Source organism: Mesorhizobium sp. B2-3-12 (assembly GCF_006442205.1).
Lineage (GTDB): Bacteria > Pseudomonadota > Alphaproteobacteria > Rhizobiales > Rhizobiaceae > Mesorhizobium.
Window position 1 is genome coordinate 464,726 of the sequence record NZ_VFVR01000004.1, and the last position, 19,849, is coordinate 484,574.

Consider the following 19,849-nt stretch of genomic DNA (forward strand, 5'->3'; position numbering starts at 1 on the left):
CCGCCATGGCGGGACGCCACCGCCCGCAATTGACAACAGCCGGTTTGAGCGCATCCTCCCCCAGCCATCTCTAAGGGGGAGAATCGGGCATGTGGGATTTCGATATCGGCAGGTCGGTGTCCATCATGGTGCGGACCTGGCCCTTCATTGTCTTTCGCATGATCGTCTATTTCGGCATCACGCTGGCCTACATCATGGCCACCGGCACCGGTGCCTCGGTCGGTTATGGCGTCGGCCATATCTCCACCGATCCGGACGGCCCGTTGTCCTTTGCCCTGTGGGGCGGCGTGGTAGGCTTTGGCGTCGTCTCGATCGCCGTCTACTGGCTGCGCGAATACATCCTCTATGTCGTCAAGGCCGGCCACATCGCCGTCATGGTGCATCTGATCGACGGTCATGACGTTCCCGACGGCCAGAACCAGATCGCCTACGCGAAACAGGTCGTGACCGAGCGTTTCGCCGAGGCGAACATCCTTTTCGTCGTCGACCAGCTGGTCAAGGGCGCCATCCGCGCCATCACCGGCCTGCTCGGCGGCGTCGCCGCCTTCCTGCCCATTCCTGGCCTCAGCGGCCTTGTCGCCTTCCTCAACACGGTGATCCGCCTGTCGCTGACCTATGTCGACGAGATCATCCTCGGCTACAACATTCGCATCAACTCGTCCTCGCCCTTCGAAACCGCGCGCCAAGGCGTCGTGCTCTACGCCCAGAACGGCAAGATCATGGTCAAGAACGCCGTCTGGCTGGCGGTCATCATGTGGGGCGTGTCGTTTGTGATCTTCCTGCTGATGCTGGCGCCGGCCGCCGCCATTCTTTACGTCATGCCCGGTCAACTCGCCGGTTGGGCCTTCGTGCTGGCGATCGTCTTTGCATGGGCCTTCAAGGCGGCCTTTATGGAGCCCTTCGCCATCGCTTGCCTGATGCAGGTCTATTTCAAGACCATCGAAGGCCAGGTGCCCGATGCCGCCTGGGATGCCAGGCTGGCCGAAGCCTCGTCGAAGTTCAGGGAACTCAAGGACAAGGCGCTCTCCACCTTCGGCGGCTCGCGCTGGGGCACGGCCGGCGCGACGCGCTGATCGGTGGGACTCGCGGGCGCAATATCGGGGATGTTGAGGCGCGCCACCGCCGATTTGAGCGGTGCCTCTCCCTGGCCGCAAAACGTCTCGCTCATGATCAGGTCGGGCAGCGGCAGCCGTCGTCCCCAGCCATGCGTTTCAAGATCCGGTTTCGGTGCGAACTCCGAGACACGGCCGACGCAGAGATAGGCGATCGGCGTTACATGGTCGGGAATGGCCAGCAGCCGTTTCAACGCCTCGGCCTCGATGATGCTGACCCAGCCGACGCCAACACCCTCGGCACGTGCCGCCAGCCAGAAATTCTGCACCGCGCAGACCGTGCTGAAGAGGTCCATCTCCGGATTGTGCCAGCGTCCAAGCGGCGAGCCTTTCGAGCGTTCGCGGTCGCAGGTGATGCAGATGTTGAGCGCGCCTTCGCAAATGCCTTCGAGCTTGAGCTTGCGGTACAGCGCCCGCCTTTCTTTTTCGATAGCCGGCAGCTCCTGTTCTCGCGCGGCCAGGAACAGGTCGCGCACCTCAGCCCGCCGCTGCCCGTCGCGGATGACGATGAAGTTCCAGGGCTGCATGAATCCGACCGACGGCGCGTGATGGGCGGCAAGCAGCAGCCGCGCCAGGACGTCGTCATCGATCGCCTCCGATGTAAAATGGCTGCGGACGTCGCGCCGCGTGAACATGGCGCGATAAACCGCGTCGCGCGCTTTCTGATCGAATCCGTCGCCGACAGGAGCGGTCATGGCTTCCGGCATCGCGTGCCCCCTTGCGATTGCAATCCCTGATATCCGCCTGACCATGCGGATATCGATGCCTGCCAGGCCGGTCTTCTGGCTCGGGATCAACCCGCCTCCGGTGCCTTCCCGTCATCGACAGTGGCATTTACCGGCGCGGTCCCCCTTACAGCGTTGGGCACGCCACGGAATTCAACCGTGTTCCCGATTCTCCCGCCACAAATCGACCGGCGGGCACCAGGCAGGTCCCCACCTTACGCCGAAGTGCCGGCGACGCCAATGCCCGTAGCGACACTACGAGACGCGGACGTGATTTTCCCCAGCGATCAAAGCGCGGCGCATGGTCATTGAGGCGCCGGGGCACTAGATAGGGGACATGGCCACCCGTCTCTATACACACCCGATCTTTCTCGAACACATCACCCCGCCCGGTCACCCCGAGCGGCCGGATCGCCTGCGCGCCATCGAGCGCGTGCTCGACGACGAAGCTTTTGCCGCGCTCGACCGCGTCGAGGCATCTAAAGGCGACGAGGCGACGATCCTCTACGCGCATCCCGCCGATTTCGTCGCGCGTGTCCGCGCCGCCATCCCCGACGAGGGCATAGCCCGCATCGATGCCGACACCACCGCCAGCCCGAAAAGCTGGCAGGCGGTCATCACCGCGATCGGTGCCGCCAACGCCGCCGTCGACGACGTCTTCGCGGGCCGTGCCGACAATGTCTTCGTCGCGGCCCGACCGCCCGGCCATCACGCCGAAAAGACCACGGCGATGGGCTTCTGCTTCTTCAACACAGCGGCGATCGCTGCCCGGTATGCGCAGAAGAAGCATGGCGCCGAACGTGTCGCCGTCGTCGACTGGGACGTGCATCACGGCAACGGCACGCAGGACATTTTCTGGGACGATCCCTCGGTGCTCTATTGCTCGACGCACCAGATGCCGCTCTACCCCGGCACCGGCGCGAAGACCGAGACCGGCGCCGGAAACATCGTCAACGCGCCACTGGCGCCGCAAACCGGCAGCGAGGTGTTTCGCGACGCCTTCCTGTCGCGCGTGCTGCCGTCGATCGACAATTTCGCGCCCGACCTGATCATCATTTCGGCCGGCTTCGACGCGCATCATCGCGATCCCCTGGCCGAGATCAATCTGACCGAGGACGATTTCGACTGGGCGACCGGCCAGCTCATGCAGCGCGCCGCTCGCCACAGCGGCAACCGGCTCGTCAGCCTGCTCGAGGGCGGCTACGATCTGCAGGGATTGGCATTTTCGGTCGCCGCCCATGTCGGGCGACTGATGAAAGGATGAATGATGAGCGGTGAGATCAACGAAGACGTCAAGGCGATGAGCTTCGAACAGGCGCTCGACGCGCTGGAGAAGATCGTCGATGACCTGGAGCGTGGCGACGTGCCGCTCGACCAGTCGATCCGCATCTACGAGCGCGGTGAGGCGCTGAAGGCGCATTGCGACCGGCTGCTGAAGGCAGCCGAGGACAAGGTCGAGAAGATCAGGCTGTCGCGCGACGGCAAGCCGGTCGGAACCGAGCCGCTCGACGCTGACTGAGGCCGGTCGCCAACGACGGGCTTGCCTCACCGGCTTTTGGACACGATCATGATTGAGGATAAGGCTCATCCCGATTGAAAAGGCTCCAGAGGAGGTTTGGAAACGATGTGCAGAAACATCAAGACCTTGTTCAATTTTGATCCGCCGGCAACCAATGACGAAGTCCGCGACGCGGCGCTCCAGTTTGTCCGCAAGCTGAGCGGGACGACGCGGCCGTCCGCCAAGAACCAGCATGCGTTCGATCACGCGGTCGAGGCTATCGCGGCGGCGGCACGCGAGCTGCTTGATACGCTCGAGACCCACCAGCATCCGCGCAACCGGGAAGAGGTGGCGGCCAAATTGCGGGCGAAGGCGGCTATCCGGTTTGCCTGACGCGGCCAAGGCCGCTGACAAGGAGAGTTCATGAGCTTCTTTCCCGGTAAAGATCCTGAAGCCGGTGATGCCTTTGCCAGCGACCAGATCGAGCTGATGGTCATCCCCAACGCCAAGGATATTGGCGGCTTCGAGGTGCGCCGCGCCTTGCCGACCGCCAAGAGAAGGCTGGTCGGGCCATTCATCTTTTTCGACCGAATGGGCCCGGCCATCCTGCGGGCGGGCCAGGCGCTCGATGTCCGTCCGCATCCGCATATCGGCCTCTCGACCGTGACCTATCTGTTCGACGGCAGGATCAGGCACCGCGATTCGCTCGGCACCGAAATGGTCATCGAGCCCGGTGACGTGAACCTGATGACGGCGGGCCGCGGCATCGTCCATTCCGAGCGAACGCCGCAGGAACTGCGCGGCGCGCCAATGTCCATCTCCGGCCTGCAGACCTGGCTGGCGCTGCCCGACGGCAAGGAAGAGGTCGCACCGGTGTTCGAGAACACCGCGGCGCTTCGACTTCCCGAAATCGACGCCGAAGGCGTCAGCGGCCGCATCGTCATCGGCGATTTCCAGGGGTTGCGGTCTCCGGTGCGGGCGGATTCCGAAACGCTCTACGCTGATTTGCGGCTGGCACCCGGCGCGAGTATCAAAATCCCGGCCGATGCGGAAGAGCGCGCCGTCTACACGCTGGAGGGCGAGGTCTCGATTTCGGGCGACGGCTTTCCGTCGGAACGGCTGCTGGTGTTCCGCCCCGGCGACGAGATCGTCATATCATCGCTGACCGGGGCGCATTTCATGCTGTTCGGCGGCGCCTCGCTCGGTTCGAAGCGCTACATCTGGTGGAATTTCGTTTCCTCGTCCAAGGAGCGCATCGAACAGGCCAAGCAGGAATGGAAGACCGGCCGCTTCGACATCGTTCCTGGCGACGAGCAAGAGTTCATTCCGCTGCCGGAAGGCTGAGCGGGTCGGTGAGAGGCTGACGGTCCGCGTCACCCGACACGCATTTACTTTCGCCGGACGGCGGCCTATCCCGCCGATGAACAGAAAGTCTGGGTGCCCGTGAACGCAACGCCGCATACGCCGCTTCTCGACAAGGTCCACGTGCCGGCCGACCTGCGCACACTGGCCGAGGGCGAATTGCCGCAACTGGCATCCGAGCTTCGCGCCGAACTGGTCGACGCGGTGTCCCGCACCGGCGGCCATCTGGGTGCCGGTCTCGGCGTGGTCGAACTTACGGTGGCGCTGCATTATGTCTTCAACACGCCCGACGACCGGCTGATCTGGGATGTCGGCCACCAGGCCTATCCGCACAAGATCCTGACCGGCCGGCGGGACCGGATCCGCACCTTGCGTCAGGAAGGCGGCCTTTCCGGCTTCACTCGCCGCGCCGAAAGTGAGTACGACCCCTTCGGCGCTGCCCACTCCTCGACATCGATATCGGCGGGGTTGGGCATGGCCGCCGCCCGAGACCTCTCCGGCGGCCGCAACAATGTCATCGCCGTCATCGGCGATGGCGCCATGTCGGCCGGCATGGCCTATGAAGCGATGAACAATGCCGGCGCGCTTGATGCCAGGCTCATCGTCATTCTCAACGACAATGACATGTCGATCGCCCCGCCGACCGGCGCCATGAGCGCCTATCTGGCGCGGCTCGCCTCCGGCAAGGCCTATGTCGGCCTGCGCGATTTCGGCAAGAAGCTGACCTCTTATCTCGGCAAGCGCGCCGACCGCGCCATCACCCGGGCGGTCGAGCATGCGCGCGGCTACGTCACCGGCGGCACTTTGTTCGAGGAGCTCGGCTTCTACCATATCGGCCCGATCGACGGGCACAATCTGGAGCACCTGGTCCCGGTGCTGAAGAACGTTCGCGACAACGGCAAAGGCCCCGTCCTGATCCATGTCGTCACCCAGAAGGGCAAGGGCTATGCGCCGGCGGAAGCCGCCGCCGACAAATACCACGGTGTCAACAAGTTCGACGTCATCACCGGCGCGCAGGCCAAGGCGCCGGCCAATGCTCCCGGCTACACCAAGGTGTTCGCCGAAAGCCTGATCCAGGAGGGCCGCGAGGACGACCGCATTGTGGCCGTCACCGCCGCCATGCCGACCGGTACCGGCCTCGACCTGTTCGGCGAGGTGTTTCCGACCAGAACCTTCGATGTCGGCATTGCCGAACAGCATGCTGTGACCTTCGCCGCAGGTCTGGCGACGGAAGGCTATAAGCCCTTCGCGGCGATCTATTCGACCTTCCTGCAGCGCGCCTACGACCAGGTCGTCCATGACGTCGCGATCCAGAAACTGCCGGTGCGTTTCCCCATCGACCGCGCCGGCTTCGTCGGCGCCGACGGTGCCACCCATTGCGGCGCCTTCGACACCACCTTCCTGGCTAGCCTGCCGGGCTTCGTCGTCATGGCTGCGGCCGACGAGGCGGAACTGCGCCACATGGTGCGCACCGCCGCCAGCTATGACGACGGGCCGATCGCCTTCCGCTATCCGCGCGGCAATGGCGTCGGCGTCGACATGCCGGAGCGTGGCGTCATGCTCGAGATCGGCAAGGGCCGCATCGTCAGGGAGGGCACCAAGGTGGCGCTTCTGTCCTTCGGCACGCGCCTGCAGGATTGTCTTGTCGCGGCGGAAGAACTCGGCGCGGCCGGTCTTTCCACCACCGTCGCCGATGCCCGCTTTGCCAAGCCGCTCGATGAGGACCTGATCCGCCGGCTGGCCCGCTCGCACGAGGTGCTGGTGACAGTCGAGGAGGGCGCCATAGGCGGCTTCGCCAGCCATGTGCTGCAGTTCCTCGCCCATCAAGGACTGCTGGAAAGTGGTCTCAAAGTGCGGCCGCTGGTCCTGCCCGACGTCTTCACCGACCATGCCAAGCCGGAAAAGATGTATGCCGATGCCGGGCTCGACGCCGCCGGCATCGTGCGCACCGTTTTCACTGCGCTCGGCCACACGGCCCGCGCGCAGCGCGCTTGAATCAAAATCGTGCCCAGCGCGCCTGAATCAAAATCTGAACGGCTTGAATCAGTTTGCCGGCTTGATTTCGTAACGCATTGTTAACGCTGCCGTTTGGCGTTTCGCTTACCCTGTCCCTTGGCCGTTTTTCAACGGCGCCCTGCTAGATCACGGCCAGGCAGGGAGACAAAATCAATGAAGATGCTTTTGTGCGGCGGGGCACTTTTGGCCGTGATGGTCGTGCCTGCCGCCGCCGAAACGCCCTACGACCGCAATCTTGAAAAGGCCGCGATGGGCATCGTCGCCGGCAAGATGGGCGATATTCGCGGCGGCTTTTCCTACAGGCAGGTGCCGCAGCTCGTGGTCGTGCCGGACACCGCACCTCGGCCCGCTGTTACGACCGAGCGTCCGCGCGAACAGGCTTCGGGCAACAGGGACGATGGTTTGTCCCCAGCTGTCGAACGCCAGAATTCACGCACGATCTTCTAGAACCACATATCGCGTACGCAGCGACCATCGCGTGGCAGATCGTCGTAGGAGTCGAGGCCATCGAAATGGTCGATCGGCAGATCGGCGACGGCTTCGGGCGGCGCCAGCCGGACGTTGACGGCCATGCGTCTTCGACCCGAGGCGCTGGCGCGCAGTCCGCGCCAGCCGAGCACGCAGGCGCATGTGGGGCAGAACAGGATTTCCAGCGACGGATCGTCCTTTCCAGCGCGCGTGTAGCTGGCCGTGGGCCCCGAAACGCGAATGCGTTCGTCGACATAATCATAGGCCCAGAGCGTGCCATAGCGGCGGCAAAGCGTGCAGTTGCAGGCAGTCACCGGACCCGGATCGCCTTCCAGGGTCCAGTGGGCCGCGCCGCAGTGACAGGTTCCCGTCAGCATTCGTTCTCCTCGGGTTCGACGATGGAGGCTCTCCTCGACGACCATTTTGCCGGATCTGACGCGATGCGCGCAAGCCGCGCCAAGCTCGCTGCTCCAGCCGTTCACGTCCGACGTCACCTTGTTCCGTGTAATGTCCTTGCCTTCATCGCGGGCTTTCGTCAGAGAAGGCCGATGAATTCACCTCTGCCAGCCAGCACACGCCAGCGGCTCGACGACCTGCTCGTCCAGCGTGGGCTGTTTGCCAGCCGTTCGCGCGCCCGCGACGCGGTCGAGCGCGGCACGGTGACGGTCGACGGCGCGATTGCCCGCAAACCCGGCCAGAACGTTTCGCCGCAATCCCTTGTTGTCATCGACGATCCGGCGCAAACCTATGTCTCGCGCGCGGCGCTTAAACTGATCGGCGGACTAGATCATTTCGGCCTTGATCCGGCTGGCAGCGAGGCGCTCGACATCGGCGCCTCGACCGGCGGGTTCACGCAGGTGTTGCTCGAACGCGGCGCGTCCCACGTCACGGCCATCGATGTCGGCCACGGCCAGATGCATCCCGATGTCGGCGCTGATCCGCGCGTAACGGTGATCGAAGGGCTGAATGCCCGCGATCTGACAATCGCCGATCTTGGTGGCCGAAGCCCGGATTTCATCGTTTCCGATGTCAGCTTCATCTCGCTGAAACTGGCGCTGCCGCCGGCACTTGCTCTCGCGAAGCCCGGTGCCGGGGCGATCTTTCTGGTCAAACCGCAATTCGAGGCCGGTCGCGAGGCGATCGGCAAGGGCGGCCTGTTGAAAGATCCCTTCGATGCCGCCCGTGTCGCCGGCCTGCTGCGGGATTGGCTGGATGCCGTTGCCGGCTGGCGCTCGCTCGGCCTGCATCTGTCGCCCATCGAAGGTGGCGACGGCAATCGCGAATTCCTGCTCGGTGGGGTCAAGGATCGATGAGCACGCGCTTGACCATCAGGAAACTCGGCGCTCAAGGCGACGGCATCGCCGAAACCGAAGGCGGCGATCTGTTCATTCCCTTCACGCTGCCCGGCGAGACCGTCACCGCCGCACGCGAACGGGATCGCGCCACGCTGATGGCGGTGCTGGAGGCTTCGCCGCTGCGCATCGAACCCGCTTGCCGCCATTTCACTGAATGCGGCGGCTGCGCCCTCCAGCATCTGGAAGCCGAGGCCTATCGCCAGTGGAAGCGCGAGAAGGTGGTGCATGCGTTGAAGGGCAAGGGCATCGATTGCGACATCGGCGCGTTGGTTGCCTGTGCGCCGCACTCGCGGCGCCGTGTCGTGCTTGCCGCCCGGCGCGCCGATGCGGGCATGCTGCTCGGCTTCAATCGCCATCTGTCGCCGGAAATCATCTCGATATCCGAATGTCCGATCTCGCTGCCCGAGATCGTCGCCGCGCTCGGCCCGTTGAAAGCGCTGGCAGAATTGATATGCGCCACCACCAAATCGTTCCGGATGGCGGTCACCGTGACGGGCTCCGGCCTCGACATCGCGGTGCATGACTCCGGCAAGCTCGGCGAACACCAGCGCCGCATCGCCTCCAACTTTGTCCTTGCGCAGGGCTTTGCCAGACTGTCCATCGACGACGAGATCGTCATCGAGCCAAGAAAACCCGTGGTCATGTTCGGCAGCGTCGCGGTCGCCGTGCCGCCGGGCGCCTTCCTTCAGGCGACCGAGGCGGCCGAACAGACCATGGCCGAGGTCGTCGGCGGACATCTATCGCGGGCCAAGAAGGTCGCCGATCTCTTTGCCGGTTGCGGCAGCTTTGCCTTGCGGCTGGCCGCGAAATCGGAAGTCCATGCGGTCGAGGGCGATGCGGCCGCACTGTCGGCGCTCGACCGTGGGTCGCGCTTCGCCACCGGGCTCAAGCGGGTGACGGGCGAGCGCCGCGACCTGTTTCGCCGGCCGCTGACCTTCAAGGAGTTGAACGCCTTCGACGGACTGATCTTCGATCCGCCGCGCGCCGGCGCCGAGGATCAGTCGAAGCAGATCGCCCGCTCGGATGTCCCGTTCGTTGCCGCGGTGTCCTGCAACCCGGTGACGCTGGCTCGCGACCTGCGCATCCTTATCGATGGCGGCTACACGCTGAAGAGCGTGACGCCGATCGATCAGTTCCTGTGGTCGCCGCATGTCGAGGCCGTCGCCCTGCTGGAAAAGCCCAGGCGGAGGCGCTGACATCCGATCACATTCGGTTGAGACCGGGCAATCCGGCCCATCCCGTCCGAAAGGCGCCGGAATGATGCCGCAAAGCCGCCTTGTTGCGCCAGCCTAGTCGGGCGGCAACGCCGCCTAGCCATCGGGGACGTTGACCATAGCGGCCAATGATGCCGGCCTGATTGCGCAGACGTTGCAGGCAGCAGCAGCGCGAGCCAGGCAAGAAGCCGCCCTGCGGACATCCCAATGAGCCGGCCTGCAAGAGGTAACACGGGTCGAACCCCGACCGTGCCGCGCGACACACGCTCACATCACAACTGCGTGGTCGGCCGTGGTCTCGATTGCGCGGCCCGTTGGCCTGCTGTTACCAGTCGATGCCGGGCGGGGCGCTCAAGGGAGTGACCATGATGAGGATTGCAAGCGTTCTGACCTCCATCGCCGTAGCCGGGTTCATCGCGACGGGAGCAGCCGCGGCGGCGACCACGGCCGCCACCACGACCACAACGGCGCCGGCCGCCACCACGGCCGCCCCCGTGAAGAAGGCGAAGACGACTGCCATGACGCCTGAGAAAACCGCGATTTCGAAGCAATGTTCAGCACTTGCGGATGCCCAGAAACTGCACGGCAAGGCACGTGAGAAATTCCGCGCCGATTGCAAGAAGAACGGCGGCAAAGCCACCTGACCAGCCGCCTTCGCGGCCGAGGTCATTGCCAGCCTGCCCTGCTGGGGCAGGCTGGTGGCATTTCGGAAAAATATAAACCAGTTTTCGTCTGAAGCCGTGTCCACCCTGGACAGATCAAGCGCGGATGAGACGGTTGCGGAACCCGCTCTCGACTGTCGGAACTCGCCGCGGTTCTGACAGGCTCAGTCCACGAGCTTTGCAACAGTCTTGGAGGTTCTCGGCGTGCCGCCTCGCTGGTTGACCGACAGCCAGATATTCGGATTCTGCTGCGACTGACGTTTCAGGAAATAGTAGCCGGTCGCGTTCCATGGCCTGATTTCGTCGACCAAATTGTCGAGGACGAGATCGCCTTTGTCGGTTTTCACCGTCAGGACGGTGTGGCCTTCATTGTTGAGGTCGCGCACGACCGTCATCAGCAGCGCCTGCCGGGGAAAGCCAGCCTCCTGAAGGAGCTTGCGTTTGTAGAGTGCGTAGATCTTGCAGTCGCCTTTCCCGTCGACCGGGTAGTCCCAATGGTCCGCCATCGTGCCCCAGTGGTCGAAATTGCTGACGGGTTTGATGGAACTGTTCGCCTTCTGATTTATCCGCTTCAGGATGCGGAGGTTCCGCGCCGTCAGCTTGACGTTCGCGGCCGGCAGAGCGGGCACCTTGCACTCTTTGGGTCGGCGATGACAGAAATCGACCCAACCGTAGGGGACGCTGGTGCTTCCGCCGACGGCGGCGGCGGAAGATTGCGTCGATCGCGCCTTGAACCATGTCGACTGTGCTGCCGCCGGACCGGCTTGCAGCGCCGTCGCGCCAATCAACGAAACGAAGCCAAGCACGAAAGACGAAGTCAGGACGGGCCGCATTGCCAAAACCACCACCGCAACGAGGAGCTGGTGCTGCGTCCGTGCGCAAAAGGCAGCCCAGGCAGTCAGAGACTTAACAATTTCATAATCTGGATTGTGTCCACTTCAAGGTCCCGGCCGAAATACGGGCTGGAAACGCCAGCATCTCCCCTCGCAACGCAGCACGCGTCGCGCGCTGTTCCATCCGGAAACATCACGTGGCGGCACCGAGCCTCAAACCCGGGTGCCGCCGATCGTCATCTGGTTCATCCTCAGATGCGGCTGGCCGACGCCCACGGGCACGCCCTGGCCGGCCTTGCCGCACATGCCGATACCGTTGTCGAGCTTCATGTCGTTGCCGACCATCGAGACGCGGTGCATCGCGTCCGGTCCGTTGCCGATCAGCATCGCGCCCTTGATCGGCTGCGTCACCTTGCCGTTCTCGATCATGTAGGCCTCGGTGCAGCCGAACACGAACTTGCCCGACGTGATGTCGACCTGGCCGCCGCCGAAGGAGACGGCGTAGATGCCGTTCTTGACCGAAGCGATGATTTCGTCCGGCTCCATGTCGCCCGAGGTCATGTAGGTGTTGGTCATGCGCGGCATCGGCTGATGCGCATAGCCTTCGCGCCGGCCGTTGCCGGTGGCTTTCATGCCCATCAGCCGGGCATTCTGCCGGTCCTGCATGTAGCCCACCAGCTTGCCGTCCTCGATCAGCACATTGCGGGCCGAAGGCGTGCCTTCATCGTCGACGGTGAGTGAGCCGCGCCGCTCGGGGATGGTACCGTCGTCGACGACGGTCACGCCCTTGGCGGCTACCTGCTGCCCCATCAGGCCGGCGAAGGCCGATGTCTTCTTGCGGTTGAAATCGCCTTCAAGGCCGTGGCCGACCGCTTCATGCAGCATCACACCCGGCCAGCCGCTGGACAGCACGATGTCGAAAGTGCCGGCCGGAGCCGGGATCGCCTGCAGATTGACCAGCGCTTGCCGGAGTGCCTCCTTGGCGGCGTGCTTCCAGCTATCCTCGATCAGGAAGTCGCCGAACGCTTTGCGCCCACCCATGCCATAGGAGCCGCTCTCCTGGCGGTCGCCGTCACCGACGATGACCGAGACGTTGACGCGGACCATCGGCCTGATATCGCGCACCACCTGGCCATCGGCACGCACGATCTCGACATGCTGCCAGGACGCGGCGATCGAGGCGGTCACCTGGCGCACGCGTGGATCCTCGGCGCGCAGCCAGGCATCGATTTCCTGCAGCAGCTTGGCCTTGGCCTCGAAGGAGGGCGAGGGGATCGGGTTCTCGTCGCCGTAGAGATGGCGGTTGGTGCGGGCGGGCGCGGCGGCTAGCGTACCGGAATAGCCGCCCTTGACGGTCGAGACGGCGTCGGCCGCGCGCAGCAGCGAGGCCTCGGACAGGTCGCTCGAATGTGCGTAGCCGCTGGCTTCGCCGGCGACGGCGCGCAGCCCAAAGCCCTGGTCGGTGTTGAAATTGGCGGTCTTGAGCCGGCCATTGTCGAACATCAGCGCTTCGCTCTCGCTGTATTCGAGGAAAAGCTCGCCGTCGTCGGCACCCTTGATGGTGTCGGCGACGATCTGCTTGATGCGGTCGTCTGAAATGTCGAATTGGCCGATCAGGCTGTTCATGGCGCGTCCGTCCGTGGGATGATTGCTTTCCCCCGATGTAGGCGTGAAGCCGCGCCCGCACAATCGGCAATGGAGATCAGCGCCGACGAATGACACCCGTCCGCTGAGCACAAGGCATGCGCCTGGAATCGGCAAAAGCCGGGGCAAGGCCCGATTCAGCGCGAAGCCGCGATCAGGGCAGGGCGGCGAAGCCTTCGGCGAAACCCTTGAGGTCGACGGGAATGCCGATACCCTCTTCCGGGGTCTGGAAGACGATGAAGGTCGCCGACGTGCCGGTCTTCAGCGTGTCGAGCAGCGGCTTTTCGAGAATGACCTCGGCATAGCAGCCGTCCTGGAAGCAGCGCACGAAATAGGCGCGGCCGATATCCTTGCCGTCGACATTGAGGCCAAGCCCGTTCGGCAGGAGCACGCCGAGCGGCGCCAGCACGCGCAGGATCTCGGCCTTGTTGTCGGCGGTGCGCAGCACGACGACCGAAAGCCCCATCTCCGGCCGATCCTCGGCGACGACGTTCTGCATCATCACGCATTGTTCCGAGGTGGCGCCGGCCGGCGTGTCGCAGATGATCGACCACGCGCCATGCGTCGACTTGACCGTGCCGCTCGGCTGGGCGGCATTGGCCTGGCCGGTGACGGACAGGCCGGCACAGGAGACGGCGGCGAGAACGGCGATCTTCGCCAAGGTTCTCGAAAGCCCGGTTCTCGACAGCCAAGAGTTCATAACCGCTCCATTGCGAATCACGGCACTTTAAGCCGCGCCAAAGCCAAGTAAAGGACGAGACGACGGCTTGGCTGTCCCGAAAAAGCCAATAGCGCGCTTTTCCCTGCCAATTTCGCCTGAATTACGACGCCAGGCACGCCTGACGGCCAAAGGCAGGACGATGTGTCGGACATAGACGATTCGCTGCCGATGCGGCCGCCTTCAAACACCCGTCACGGCTTGCGCGCAAAAATGCCGCACAGTTTCCTCCGCTCCTTTCTTGCGGAGGGAAAAAGAGTATGGTTTGAACCACCTTGAGACTGTCGGGATTCCCGTCCCGGCATTGTTCGTTATTCTCGTTGGCACCGCCGCGAGGAACTGGGAGACGAAGAGGGCGATGAGAAATTTCCTAGCTGGCGCCAGGTTTCTAGCAAGTGCCAAGTTTCTGAGTGCTTGTGCCGCTGCCACTGTGCTTTTCGCTGGCACATCCGCCCATGCCGATCAGCCCGTGGAGTGGGAGACCACCTTCCAGGCGCCGGCGACCGACATGATGCGGCAGATCGAGTGGTTCGGAAACTATACGATGTGGTTCATCGTCCCGATCACCATCCTGGTGCTGCTTCTGCTCGCCTACTGCATCGTGAAATTCCGCGCCAGTGCAAACCCGGTTCCCTCCAAGACCAGCCACAACACGCTGATCGAGGTGATCTGGACCGTCGGCCCGGTCGTGATCCTGCTCTGCCTGGCCATTCCCTCGTTCCAGCTCTTGACCGCCCAGTACACGCCGCCGGAAGAAGCCAAGCTCACCGTCAAGGCGACAGGCAACCAGTGGAACTGGGACTACGAGTACCAGACCGACAGCACGCTCTCCTTCAATTCGGCCATCCTCCAGGAAGGCGATCGCGCCAAAGCAGGCAAGGAGGACCGCAAGGTCTATCCGCGCCTCCTCGCGGTCGACAATGAGCTGGTGGTGCCGGTCAACACCATGACCCGCTTGCTGGTCACCGCGACCGACGTGATCCACTCCTTCGGCGTGCCGTCCTTCGGCATCAAAGTCGACGCCATTCCAGGGCGTACCAACGAGACCTGGTTCAAGGCGGAAAAGGAAGGCATCTTCTACGGCCAGTGCTCGCAGCTCTGCGGCAAGGACCACGCCTTCATGCCGATCGCCATCCGCGTCGTCTCCGACGCGCAGTTCAAGACCTGGCTGGCGGCGGCCAAGACCGATCTGCCCGGCGCCAACAAGACGCTCATGGCCGAGGTCGATGGCCAGAACAAGGTAGCGGCCGCCGGCAACTGATGCCGCGGGTTAGCAAGATTTAGGGAACGGAGCGGAACATGGCAGACGCTGCAGCTCACGACGGGCACGACGACCACAAGCCTTACCACGGCTGGGTGCGCTGGGTTTATTCGACCAACCACAAGGATATCGGTACGCTCTACCTGATCTTCGCGATCATGGCCGGCATCATCGGCGGCGCGCTGTCGGTCGCCATCCGCATGGAGCTGCAGGAGCCTGGCATCCAGATTTTCAGCGGTCTGGCGCAGATGGTCTACGGCATGAACGGTGATGCCGCGATCGACGGCGGCAAGAGCATGTACAATGCCTTCGCCACCGCGCACGCGCTGATCATGATCTTCTTCATGGTCATGCCGGCACTGATCGGCGGTTTTGCCAACTGGATGGTGCCGATCATGATCGGCGCGCCCGACATGGCGTTCCCGCGCATGAACAACATCTCGTTCTGGCTGCTGCCGCCAGCCTTCATCCTGCTGCTCACCTCGATGTTCATGCCGAGCGCGCCGGGCGCCTATGGTGTCGGCGGCGGCTGGACGCTCTATCCGCCGCTTTCGACCTCGGGTCAGCCTGGACCGGCGATGGATCTGGCGATCCTGTCGATCCACATCGCCGGTGCCTCTTCGATCCTCGGCGCCATCAACTTCATCACCACCATCTTCAACATGCGCGCCCCGGGCATGACGCTGCACAAGATGCCGCTGTTTGCCTGGTCAGTGCTGGTAACTGCCTTCCTGCTGCTGTTGTCGCTTCCGGTTCTTGCCGGCGCCATCACCATGCTTCTGACGGACCGCAATTTCGGCACGGCCTTCTTTGCGCCGGACAACGGTGGCGACCCGCTGCTGTTCCAGCACCTGTTCTGGTTCTTCGGTCACCCCGAAGTGTACATCCTGATCCTGCCGGGCTTCGGCATCATCAGCCACGTCATCTCCACATTCTCGAGGAAGCCGGTGTTCGGCTATCTCGGCATGGCCTACGCCATGGTGGCGATCGGCGCCGTCGGCTTCATCGTCTGGGCGCACCACATGTACACGACCGGCCTGTCGCTCGACACGCAGCGCTACTTCGTCTTCGCCACCATGGTCATCGCGGTGCCGACGGGTGTGAAGATCTTCTCCTGGATCGCGACGATGTGGGGCGGATCGATTTCTTTCAAGACGCCGATGTTGTGGGCGCTGGGCTTCATCTTCCTGTTCACCATCGGCGGTGTCACCGGCGTCCAGCTCGCCAATGCCGGCCTCGACCGCTCGCTGCATGACACCTATTTCGTCATCGCCCACTTCCACTACGTGCTGTCGCTGGGCGCGGTGTTCGCCATCTTCGCCGGCTGGTACTATTGGTTCCCGAAGATGACCGGCTACATGTACTCGCCTGTCATTGCCAACACCCACTTCTGGGTGACTTTCGTTGGCGTGAACCTGATCTTCTTCCCGCAGCATTTTCTCGGCCTCGCCGGCATGCCGCGCCGCACCATCGACTATCCGGATGCGTTCGCGGGCTGGAACTATGTGTCGTCCATCGGGTCCTACATCTCGGCCGTCGGCGTGCTGATCTTCCTCTATGGCGTCTTCGAAGCCTTCCAGAAGAAGCGGATCGCCGGTGCCAACCCATGGGGCGAGGGGGCAACGACGCTTGAATGGCAGCTGCCTTCGCCGCCGCCCTTCCACCAGTGGGAGCAACTGCCGAAGATCAAGTAAGGCGGCTCCCCTCGAATGCGAAACCGCCGGTCCGCCGGCGGTTTTGGCCAACGGAATAATGGACTGAGTACGCATGGCCCTAGTCGACGAAAACAGCATTGACGAAGCGGGCTTCCGCATGTCGGAAGCCACTGCGGGTGATTTCTTCGCCCTGCTGAAGCCGCGCGTCATGTCGTTGGTGGTGTTCACCGCCTTCGTCGGCCTGGTGGCCGCACCCGTGACCATCAACCCGCTGCTGGCGGTGATCGCGATCCTGGCAATCGCCATTGGCGCTGGTGCCTCTGGTGCGCTCAACATGTGGTACGATGCCGACATCGACGCGGTGATGACCAGAACCTCCAATCGTCCGGTGCCGGCCGGTCGCGTTCGTCCAGGCGAGGCGCTGGCTTTCGGCCTGGTGCTGTCGGTGCTCTCGGTGATGACGCTCGGCGTGCTGGTCAATTGGCTCTCGGCGACGCTGCTGGCCTTCACTATCTTCTTCTATGCTGTCGTCTATACGATGTGGCTGAAACGCTGGACGCCGCAGAACATCGTCATTGGCGGTGCGGCCGGCGCCTTTCCGCCTGTCATCGGCTGGGCCGCCGTGACCGGCTCGGTCAGCCTCGAAAGCATCATTCTGTTTCTCATCATCTTCCTGTGGACGCCGCCGCATTTCTGGGCGCTGGCGTTGTTCAAGTCCGAGGATTACGGGCGCGCCGGCATTCCCATGATGCCGAACGTCGCCGGCGAGGCTTCGACCCGCCGCCAGATATTCGCCTATGCGCTGGTACTGGCCCCGGTCGGCGTGCTGCCGTGGCTGCTCGGCTATACCACGCCGGTCTATGGCGTGGCCGCTCTGCTGCTCGGCGTTGGTTTCGTCTGGTATGCCTGGAAAGTGCTTGGCATGGCCGACGATGACCGCGCCATGAAGCCGGCCAAGGCGTTGTTCGCCTATTCGCTGCTCTATCTCTTCGCCATCTTCGCCGTCTATCTCGCCGACAGCGTCATCGGGCGTGTACTCGCGGCTGGTGGAGCATGAGCATGGCCGAAGACAAGCTCGAAACGGTCACTCTGACCGATCGGCAGAAGAAGGCTCGGCGCAACCGTTCCGTCGCCATCGGCGTGGCGCTGGCGGTGCTGGTCATTATTTTCTACATCGCGACGATCGTGAAGTTCGCCCACAATTTGTCGGGCAAGATGTGATGAGCGTCGAAACGCCCAAGAAGCCTGGGGGCAAGAACAGCAACCGCGTCGTCGCGGCCGTTTGCCTTGCCTTCTTCATCGGCATGATCGGCATGGCCTATGCCGCAGTGCCGCTCTACAGGATGTTCTGCCAGGCGACGGGCTATGGCGGCACGACGCAGCGCGTCGAGAAGCAATATGCCGGCCGCGTGCTCGACCGTGAGATTACCGTCCGCTTTGACGCCAATATCGCCGGCGTGCCGTGGGAGTTCCAGCCGGTCCAGCGCTCGATGACGATGAAGATCGGGCAGACGGTGCAGGCGCATTACCAGGCAACCAACAAGTTCGATCGCCCTGTCACCGGCCGCGCCACCTTTAACGTGCAGCCGGAACTGGCCGGACCCTACTTCAACAAGGTCGAGTGTTTCTGCTTCACCGATACTTCGCTGAAGCCCGGCGAGACGCTTGACATGCCGGTCCTGTTCTATGTGGATCCCGATATCGTGAACGTGCCGGAACTGAAGGACATCAAGACGATCACGCTGTCCTATACGATGTTCCCGGTCGAGAAGAACAAGCCGGTCGCCTCCTCGGAGCCGGCCAAGGCCAACAGCAAGACAGTTTCAGATACCGAAAATCTCGGGGGTTGATATGGCAGACGCGCACGCAAAACATCACGACTATCATCTCGTCGACCCGAGCCCGTGGCCTTTCCTGGGGTCGATCGGGGCGCTCGTCATGGCCTTTGGCGGCGTCTGCCTCATGGAGTATCTGAAGGGCGGCTCCTTCCCGATCTTCGGCTTCAACATCGCCAATCCGTGGCTGTTCTTCATCGGCCTGGTAATCGTGCTCTACACCATGTTCGCCTGGTGGTCGGACACGATCAAGGAAGCGCATGAGGGCCATCACACGCGCGTCGTGTCGCTGCATCTGCGCTATGGCATGATCATGTTCATCGCCTCTGAGGTGATGTTCTTCGTTGCCTGGTTCTGGGCCTATTTCGATGCCAGCCTTTTTGCCGGTGAGGTGCAGAACTACGCGCGCCACACGTTTACTGGTGGTGTCTGGCCGCCGAAGGGCATGGAGGTTCTCGATCCCTTCCATCTGCCGCTTTACAACACCATCATCCTGCTGCTCTCGGGCACCACCGTCACCTGGGCCCACCACTCGCTCATCCATGGCGATCGCAAGGGACTGATCAACGGCCTGGTGCTGACCGTCGGCCTCGGCATGCTGTTCACCATGGTGCAGGCCTACGAGTACATGCACGCTCCGTTCGGCTTCAAGGATTCCATCTACGGCGCCACCTTCTTCATGGCGACCGGCTTCCACGGCTTCCACGTCATCATCGGCACCATCTTCCTGCTGGTTTGCCTGATCCGCGCGATGAAGGGCGAGTTCACCCCCAAGCAGCACTTCGGCTTCGAGGCAGCCGCCTGGTACTGGCATTTCGTCGACGTGGTCTGGCTGTTCCTGTTCGCCTCGATCTACGTCTGGGGATCGGTCGGCGCGGTGATCGAGGGCCACTGATCCCGCCCGCGGATTTTTGATTTGGAGAAGGCGGCCGCGGCGACGTGGCCGCCTTCTTCTTTTCGGCGCAATGATCATCGATCGATAGAAGATGCGGCTGACAATTTTCTGGGCGATTTGCGCATTTCTGATCGCGACCTTCCAGGCCTTTGCCGCTGAGAAGGTCGATCTGGTGCGTGTCCACAAGGCGGAGCGGCGGCTCGAGCTGATCGGCGGCAAGGTCCTGCGCAGCTACGGCATTGCACTCGGTGGAGATCCCGTCGGCCACAAGCGGCAGGAGGGCGATCGGCGCACACCCGAGGGGCGCTACGTCCTCGACTGGCGCAACCCCAACAGCATCGCGCACAGGTCGATCCACATTTCCTACCCCGATGTCGACGATCAGGCGGCCGCGAAGGCACGCAATGTCGACCCCGGCGGCATGATCATGATCCATGGCCAGCCGAACGGTTTCGGCTGGTGGGGCTGGCTGCTTCAATTGGTCGACTGGACCGATGGCTGCATTGCGGTTACGGACTTCGACATGGACGAAATCTGGGCAATGGTGGCCGACGGGACGCCAATCGAGATCGAGCAATAGGCATGAGTGACGGCAT

General features: G+C 63.3%; 21 protein-coding genes, 1 pseudogene and 1 riboswitch. Of the genes and pseudogenes, 16 read left to right on the forward strand and 6 right to left on the reverse strand.

What is annotated here, in order from left to right; all coding sequences use genetic code 11:
- Window positions 1–89: 89 nt before the first annotated feature.
- On the forward strand, window positions 90–1,073 hold the full coding sequence (locus FJ948_RS15590) for a hypothetical protein (RefSeq protein WP_246677529.1): 984 nt from the start codon (window positions 90–92) through the stop codon (window positions 1,071–1,073).
- A 119-nt stretch (window positions 1,074–1,192) separates the two neighbouring features.
- Here FJ948_RS15590 and bluB read toward each other — a convergent pair.
- A pseudogene (gene bluB, locus FJ948_RS30600) lies at window positions 1,193–1,864 on the reverse strand (5,6-dimethylbenzimidazole synthase); the annotation flags it as partial.
- Window positions 1,865–1,866: 2 nt separating this feature from the next.
- Window positions 1,867–2,055, reverse strand: a riboswitch (cobalamin riboswitch).
- Window positions 2,056–2,174: 119 nt separating this feature from the next.
- Between bluB and FJ948_RS15600 the strand changes: the two are divergent.
- From FJ948_RS15600 to FJ948_RS15625, 6 genes are all read left to right on the forward strand, one after another.
- Window positions 2,175–3,101, forward strand: a complete 927-nt coding sequence (locus FJ948_RS15600) for a histone deacetylase family protein (RefSeq protein ID WP_140705798.1) — start codon at window positions 2,175–2,177, stop codon at window positions 3,099–3,101.
- Between the two features lie 3 nt (window positions 3,102–3,104).
- Entirely contained in the window at window positions 3,105–3,356 is a 252-nt protein-coding gene (locus FJ948_RS15605) for an exodeoxyribonuclease VII small subunit (protein ID WP_127280686.1), read from the forward strand.
- Window positions 3,357–3,461: 105 nt separating this feature from the next.
- A complete protein-coding gene (locus FJ948_RS15610) occupies window positions 3,462–3,728 on the forward strand; it encodes a DUF2277 domain-containing protein (RefSeq protein ID WP_140705800.1) in 267 nt (88 codons plus the stop codon).
- A gap of 30 nt (window positions 3,729–3,758) precedes the next feature.
- Window positions 3,759–4,679: a pirin family protein gene (locus FJ948_RS15615; protein WP_140705802.1), complete on the forward strand. Its 921-nt coding sequence runs from the start codon at window positions 3,759–3,761 to the stop codon at window positions 4,677–4,679.
- A gap of 99 nt (window positions 4,680–4,778) precedes the next feature.
- Window positions 4,779–6,692: a 1-deoxy-D-xylulose-5-phosphate synthase gene (gene dxs / locus FJ948_RS15620; protein WP_140705928.1), complete on the forward strand. Its 1,914-nt coding sequence runs from the start codon at window positions 4,779–4,781 to the stop codon at window positions 6,690–6,692.
- A 174-nt stretch (window positions 6,693–6,866) separates the two neighbouring features.
- A complete protein-coding gene (locus FJ948_RS15625; RefSeq protein WP_140705804.1) occupies window positions 6,867–7,160 on the forward strand; it encodes a hypothetical protein in 294 nt (97 codons plus the stop codon).
- Here FJ948_RS15625 and FJ948_RS15630 read toward each other — a convergent pair.
- The gene (locus FJ948_RS15630) at window positions 7,157–7,558 is read right to left on the reverse strand and encodes a GFA family protein (RefSeq protein WP_140705806.1); all 402 of its coding nucleotides are present in this window, start codon (window positions 7,556–7,558) and stop codon (window positions 7,157–7,159) included. The two genes, FJ948_RS15625 and FJ948_RS15630, sit on opposite strands and share 4 nt — an antisense overlap.
- A 171-nt stretch (window positions 7,559–7,729) precedes the next feature.
- Between FJ948_RS15630 and FJ948_RS15635 the strand changes: the two genes are divergently transcribed.
- Together FJ948_RS15635 and FJ948_RS15640 are read left to right on the forward strand one after the other, a co-directional pair.
- Window positions 7,730–8,494, forward strand: coding sequence for a TlyA family RNA methyltransferase (locus tag FJ948_RS15635; RefSeq protein ID WP_140705808.1), 765 nt, complete (start codon window positions 7,730–7,732; stop codon window positions 8,492–8,494).
- The gene (locus FJ948_RS15640) at window positions 8,491–9,732 is read left to right on the forward strand and encodes a class I SAM-dependent RNA methyltransferase (protein WP_140705810.1); all 1,242 of its coding nucleotides are present in this window, start codon (window positions 8,491–8,493) and stop codon (window positions 9,730–9,732) included. Before FJ948_RS15635 ends, FJ948_RS15640 begins: the two co-directional genes overlap by 4 nt.
- 343 nt (window positions 9,733–10,075) lie before the next feature.
- On the opposite strand, the gene FJ948_RS30265 is transcribed toward FJ948_RS15640, so the two are convergent.
- The 4 genes from FJ948_RS30265 to FJ948_RS15660 all read right to left on the reverse strand — a co-directional run bounded on the left by FJ948_RS30265 (window position 10,076) and on the right by FJ948_RS15660 (window position 13,589).
- Window positions 10,076–10,420, reverse strand: coding sequence for a hypothetical protein (locus FJ948_RS30265; protein WP_181173674.1), 345 nt, complete (start codon window positions 10,418–10,420; stop codon window positions 10,076–10,078).
- Between the two features lie 156 nt (window positions 10,421–10,576).
- Window positions 10,577–11,245 carry a transglutaminase-like cysteine peptidase gene (locus FJ948_RS15650; protein ID WP_181173675.1) on the reverse strand — a complete coding sequence of 223 codons (669 nt, stop codon included), beginning with the start codon at window positions 11,243–11,245 and terminating at the stop codon, window positions 10,577–10,579.
- A gap of 213 nt (window positions 11,246–11,458) precedes the next feature.
- Entirely contained in the window at window positions 11,459–12,871 is a 1,413-nt protein-coding gene (gene tldD, locus FJ948_RS15655) for a metalloprotease TldD (RefSeq protein ID WP_140705814.1), read from the reverse strand.
- A gap of 172 nt (window positions 12,872–13,043) precedes the next feature.
- Window positions 13,044–13,589 carry an invasion associated locus B family protein gene (locus FJ948_RS15660; RefSeq protein WP_140705816.1) on the reverse strand — a complete coding sequence of 182 codons (546 nt, stop codon included), beginning with the start codon at window positions 13,587–13,589 and terminating at the stop codon, window positions 13,044–13,046.
- Window positions 13,590–13,848: 259 nt separating this feature from the next.
- Between FJ948_RS15660 and coxB the strand changes: the two genes are divergently transcribed.
- The 7 genes from coxB (at window position 13,849) to FJ948_RS15695 (ending at window position 19,833) form a co-directional block, all read left to right on the forward strand.
- Window positions 13,849–14,868: a cytochrome c oxidase subunit II gene (coxB, locus tag FJ948_RS15665; RefSeq protein WP_181173676.1), complete on the forward strand. Its 1,020-nt coding sequence runs from the start codon at window positions 13,849–13,851 to the stop codon at window positions 14,866–14,868.
- Window positions 14,869–14,906: 38 nt separating this feature from the next.
- Complete coding sequence (gene ctaD, locus FJ948_RS15670; protein ID WP_140705820.1) at window positions 14,907–16,562, forward strand: cytochrome c oxidase subunit I; 1,656 nt, start codon at window positions 14,907–14,909, stop codon at window positions 16,560–16,562.
- A gap of 73 nt (window positions 16,563–16,635) precedes the next feature.
- Entirely contained in the window at window positions 16,636–17,580 is a 945-nt protein-coding gene (locus tag FJ948_RS15675) for a heme o synthase (RefSeq protein WP_140705822.1), read from the forward strand.
- A 2-nt stretch (window positions 17,581–17,582) separates the two neighbouring features.
- A complete protein-coding gene (locus tag FJ948_RS15680) occupies window positions 17,583–17,744 on the forward strand; it encodes a hypothetical protein (RefSeq protein WP_140705824.1) in 162 nt (53 codons plus the stop codon).
- Window positions 17,744–18,373 carry a cytochrome c oxidase assembly protein gene (locus FJ948_RS15685; protein WP_140705825.1) on the forward strand — a complete coding sequence of 210 codons (630 nt, stop codon included), beginning with the start codon at window positions 17,744–17,746 and terminating at the stop codon, window positions 18,371–18,373. Before FJ948_RS15680 ends, FJ948_RS15685 begins: the two co-directional genes overlap by 1 nt.
- Window position 18,374: 1 nt before the next feature.
- Complete coding sequence (locus tag FJ948_RS15690) at window positions 18,375–19,253, forward strand: cytochrome c oxidase subunit 3 (RefSeq protein WP_140705827.1); 879 nt, start codon at window positions 18,375–18,377, stop codon at window positions 19,251–19,253.
- A gap of 91 nt (window positions 19,254–19,344) precedes the next feature.
- Window positions 19,345–19,833, forward strand: coding sequence for a L,D-transpeptidase family protein (locus FJ948_RS15695; protein ID WP_140705829.1), 489 nt, complete (start codon window positions 19,345–19,347; stop codon window positions 19,831–19,833).
- The last annotated feature ends 16 nt before the right edge of the window (window positions 19,834–19,849 follow it).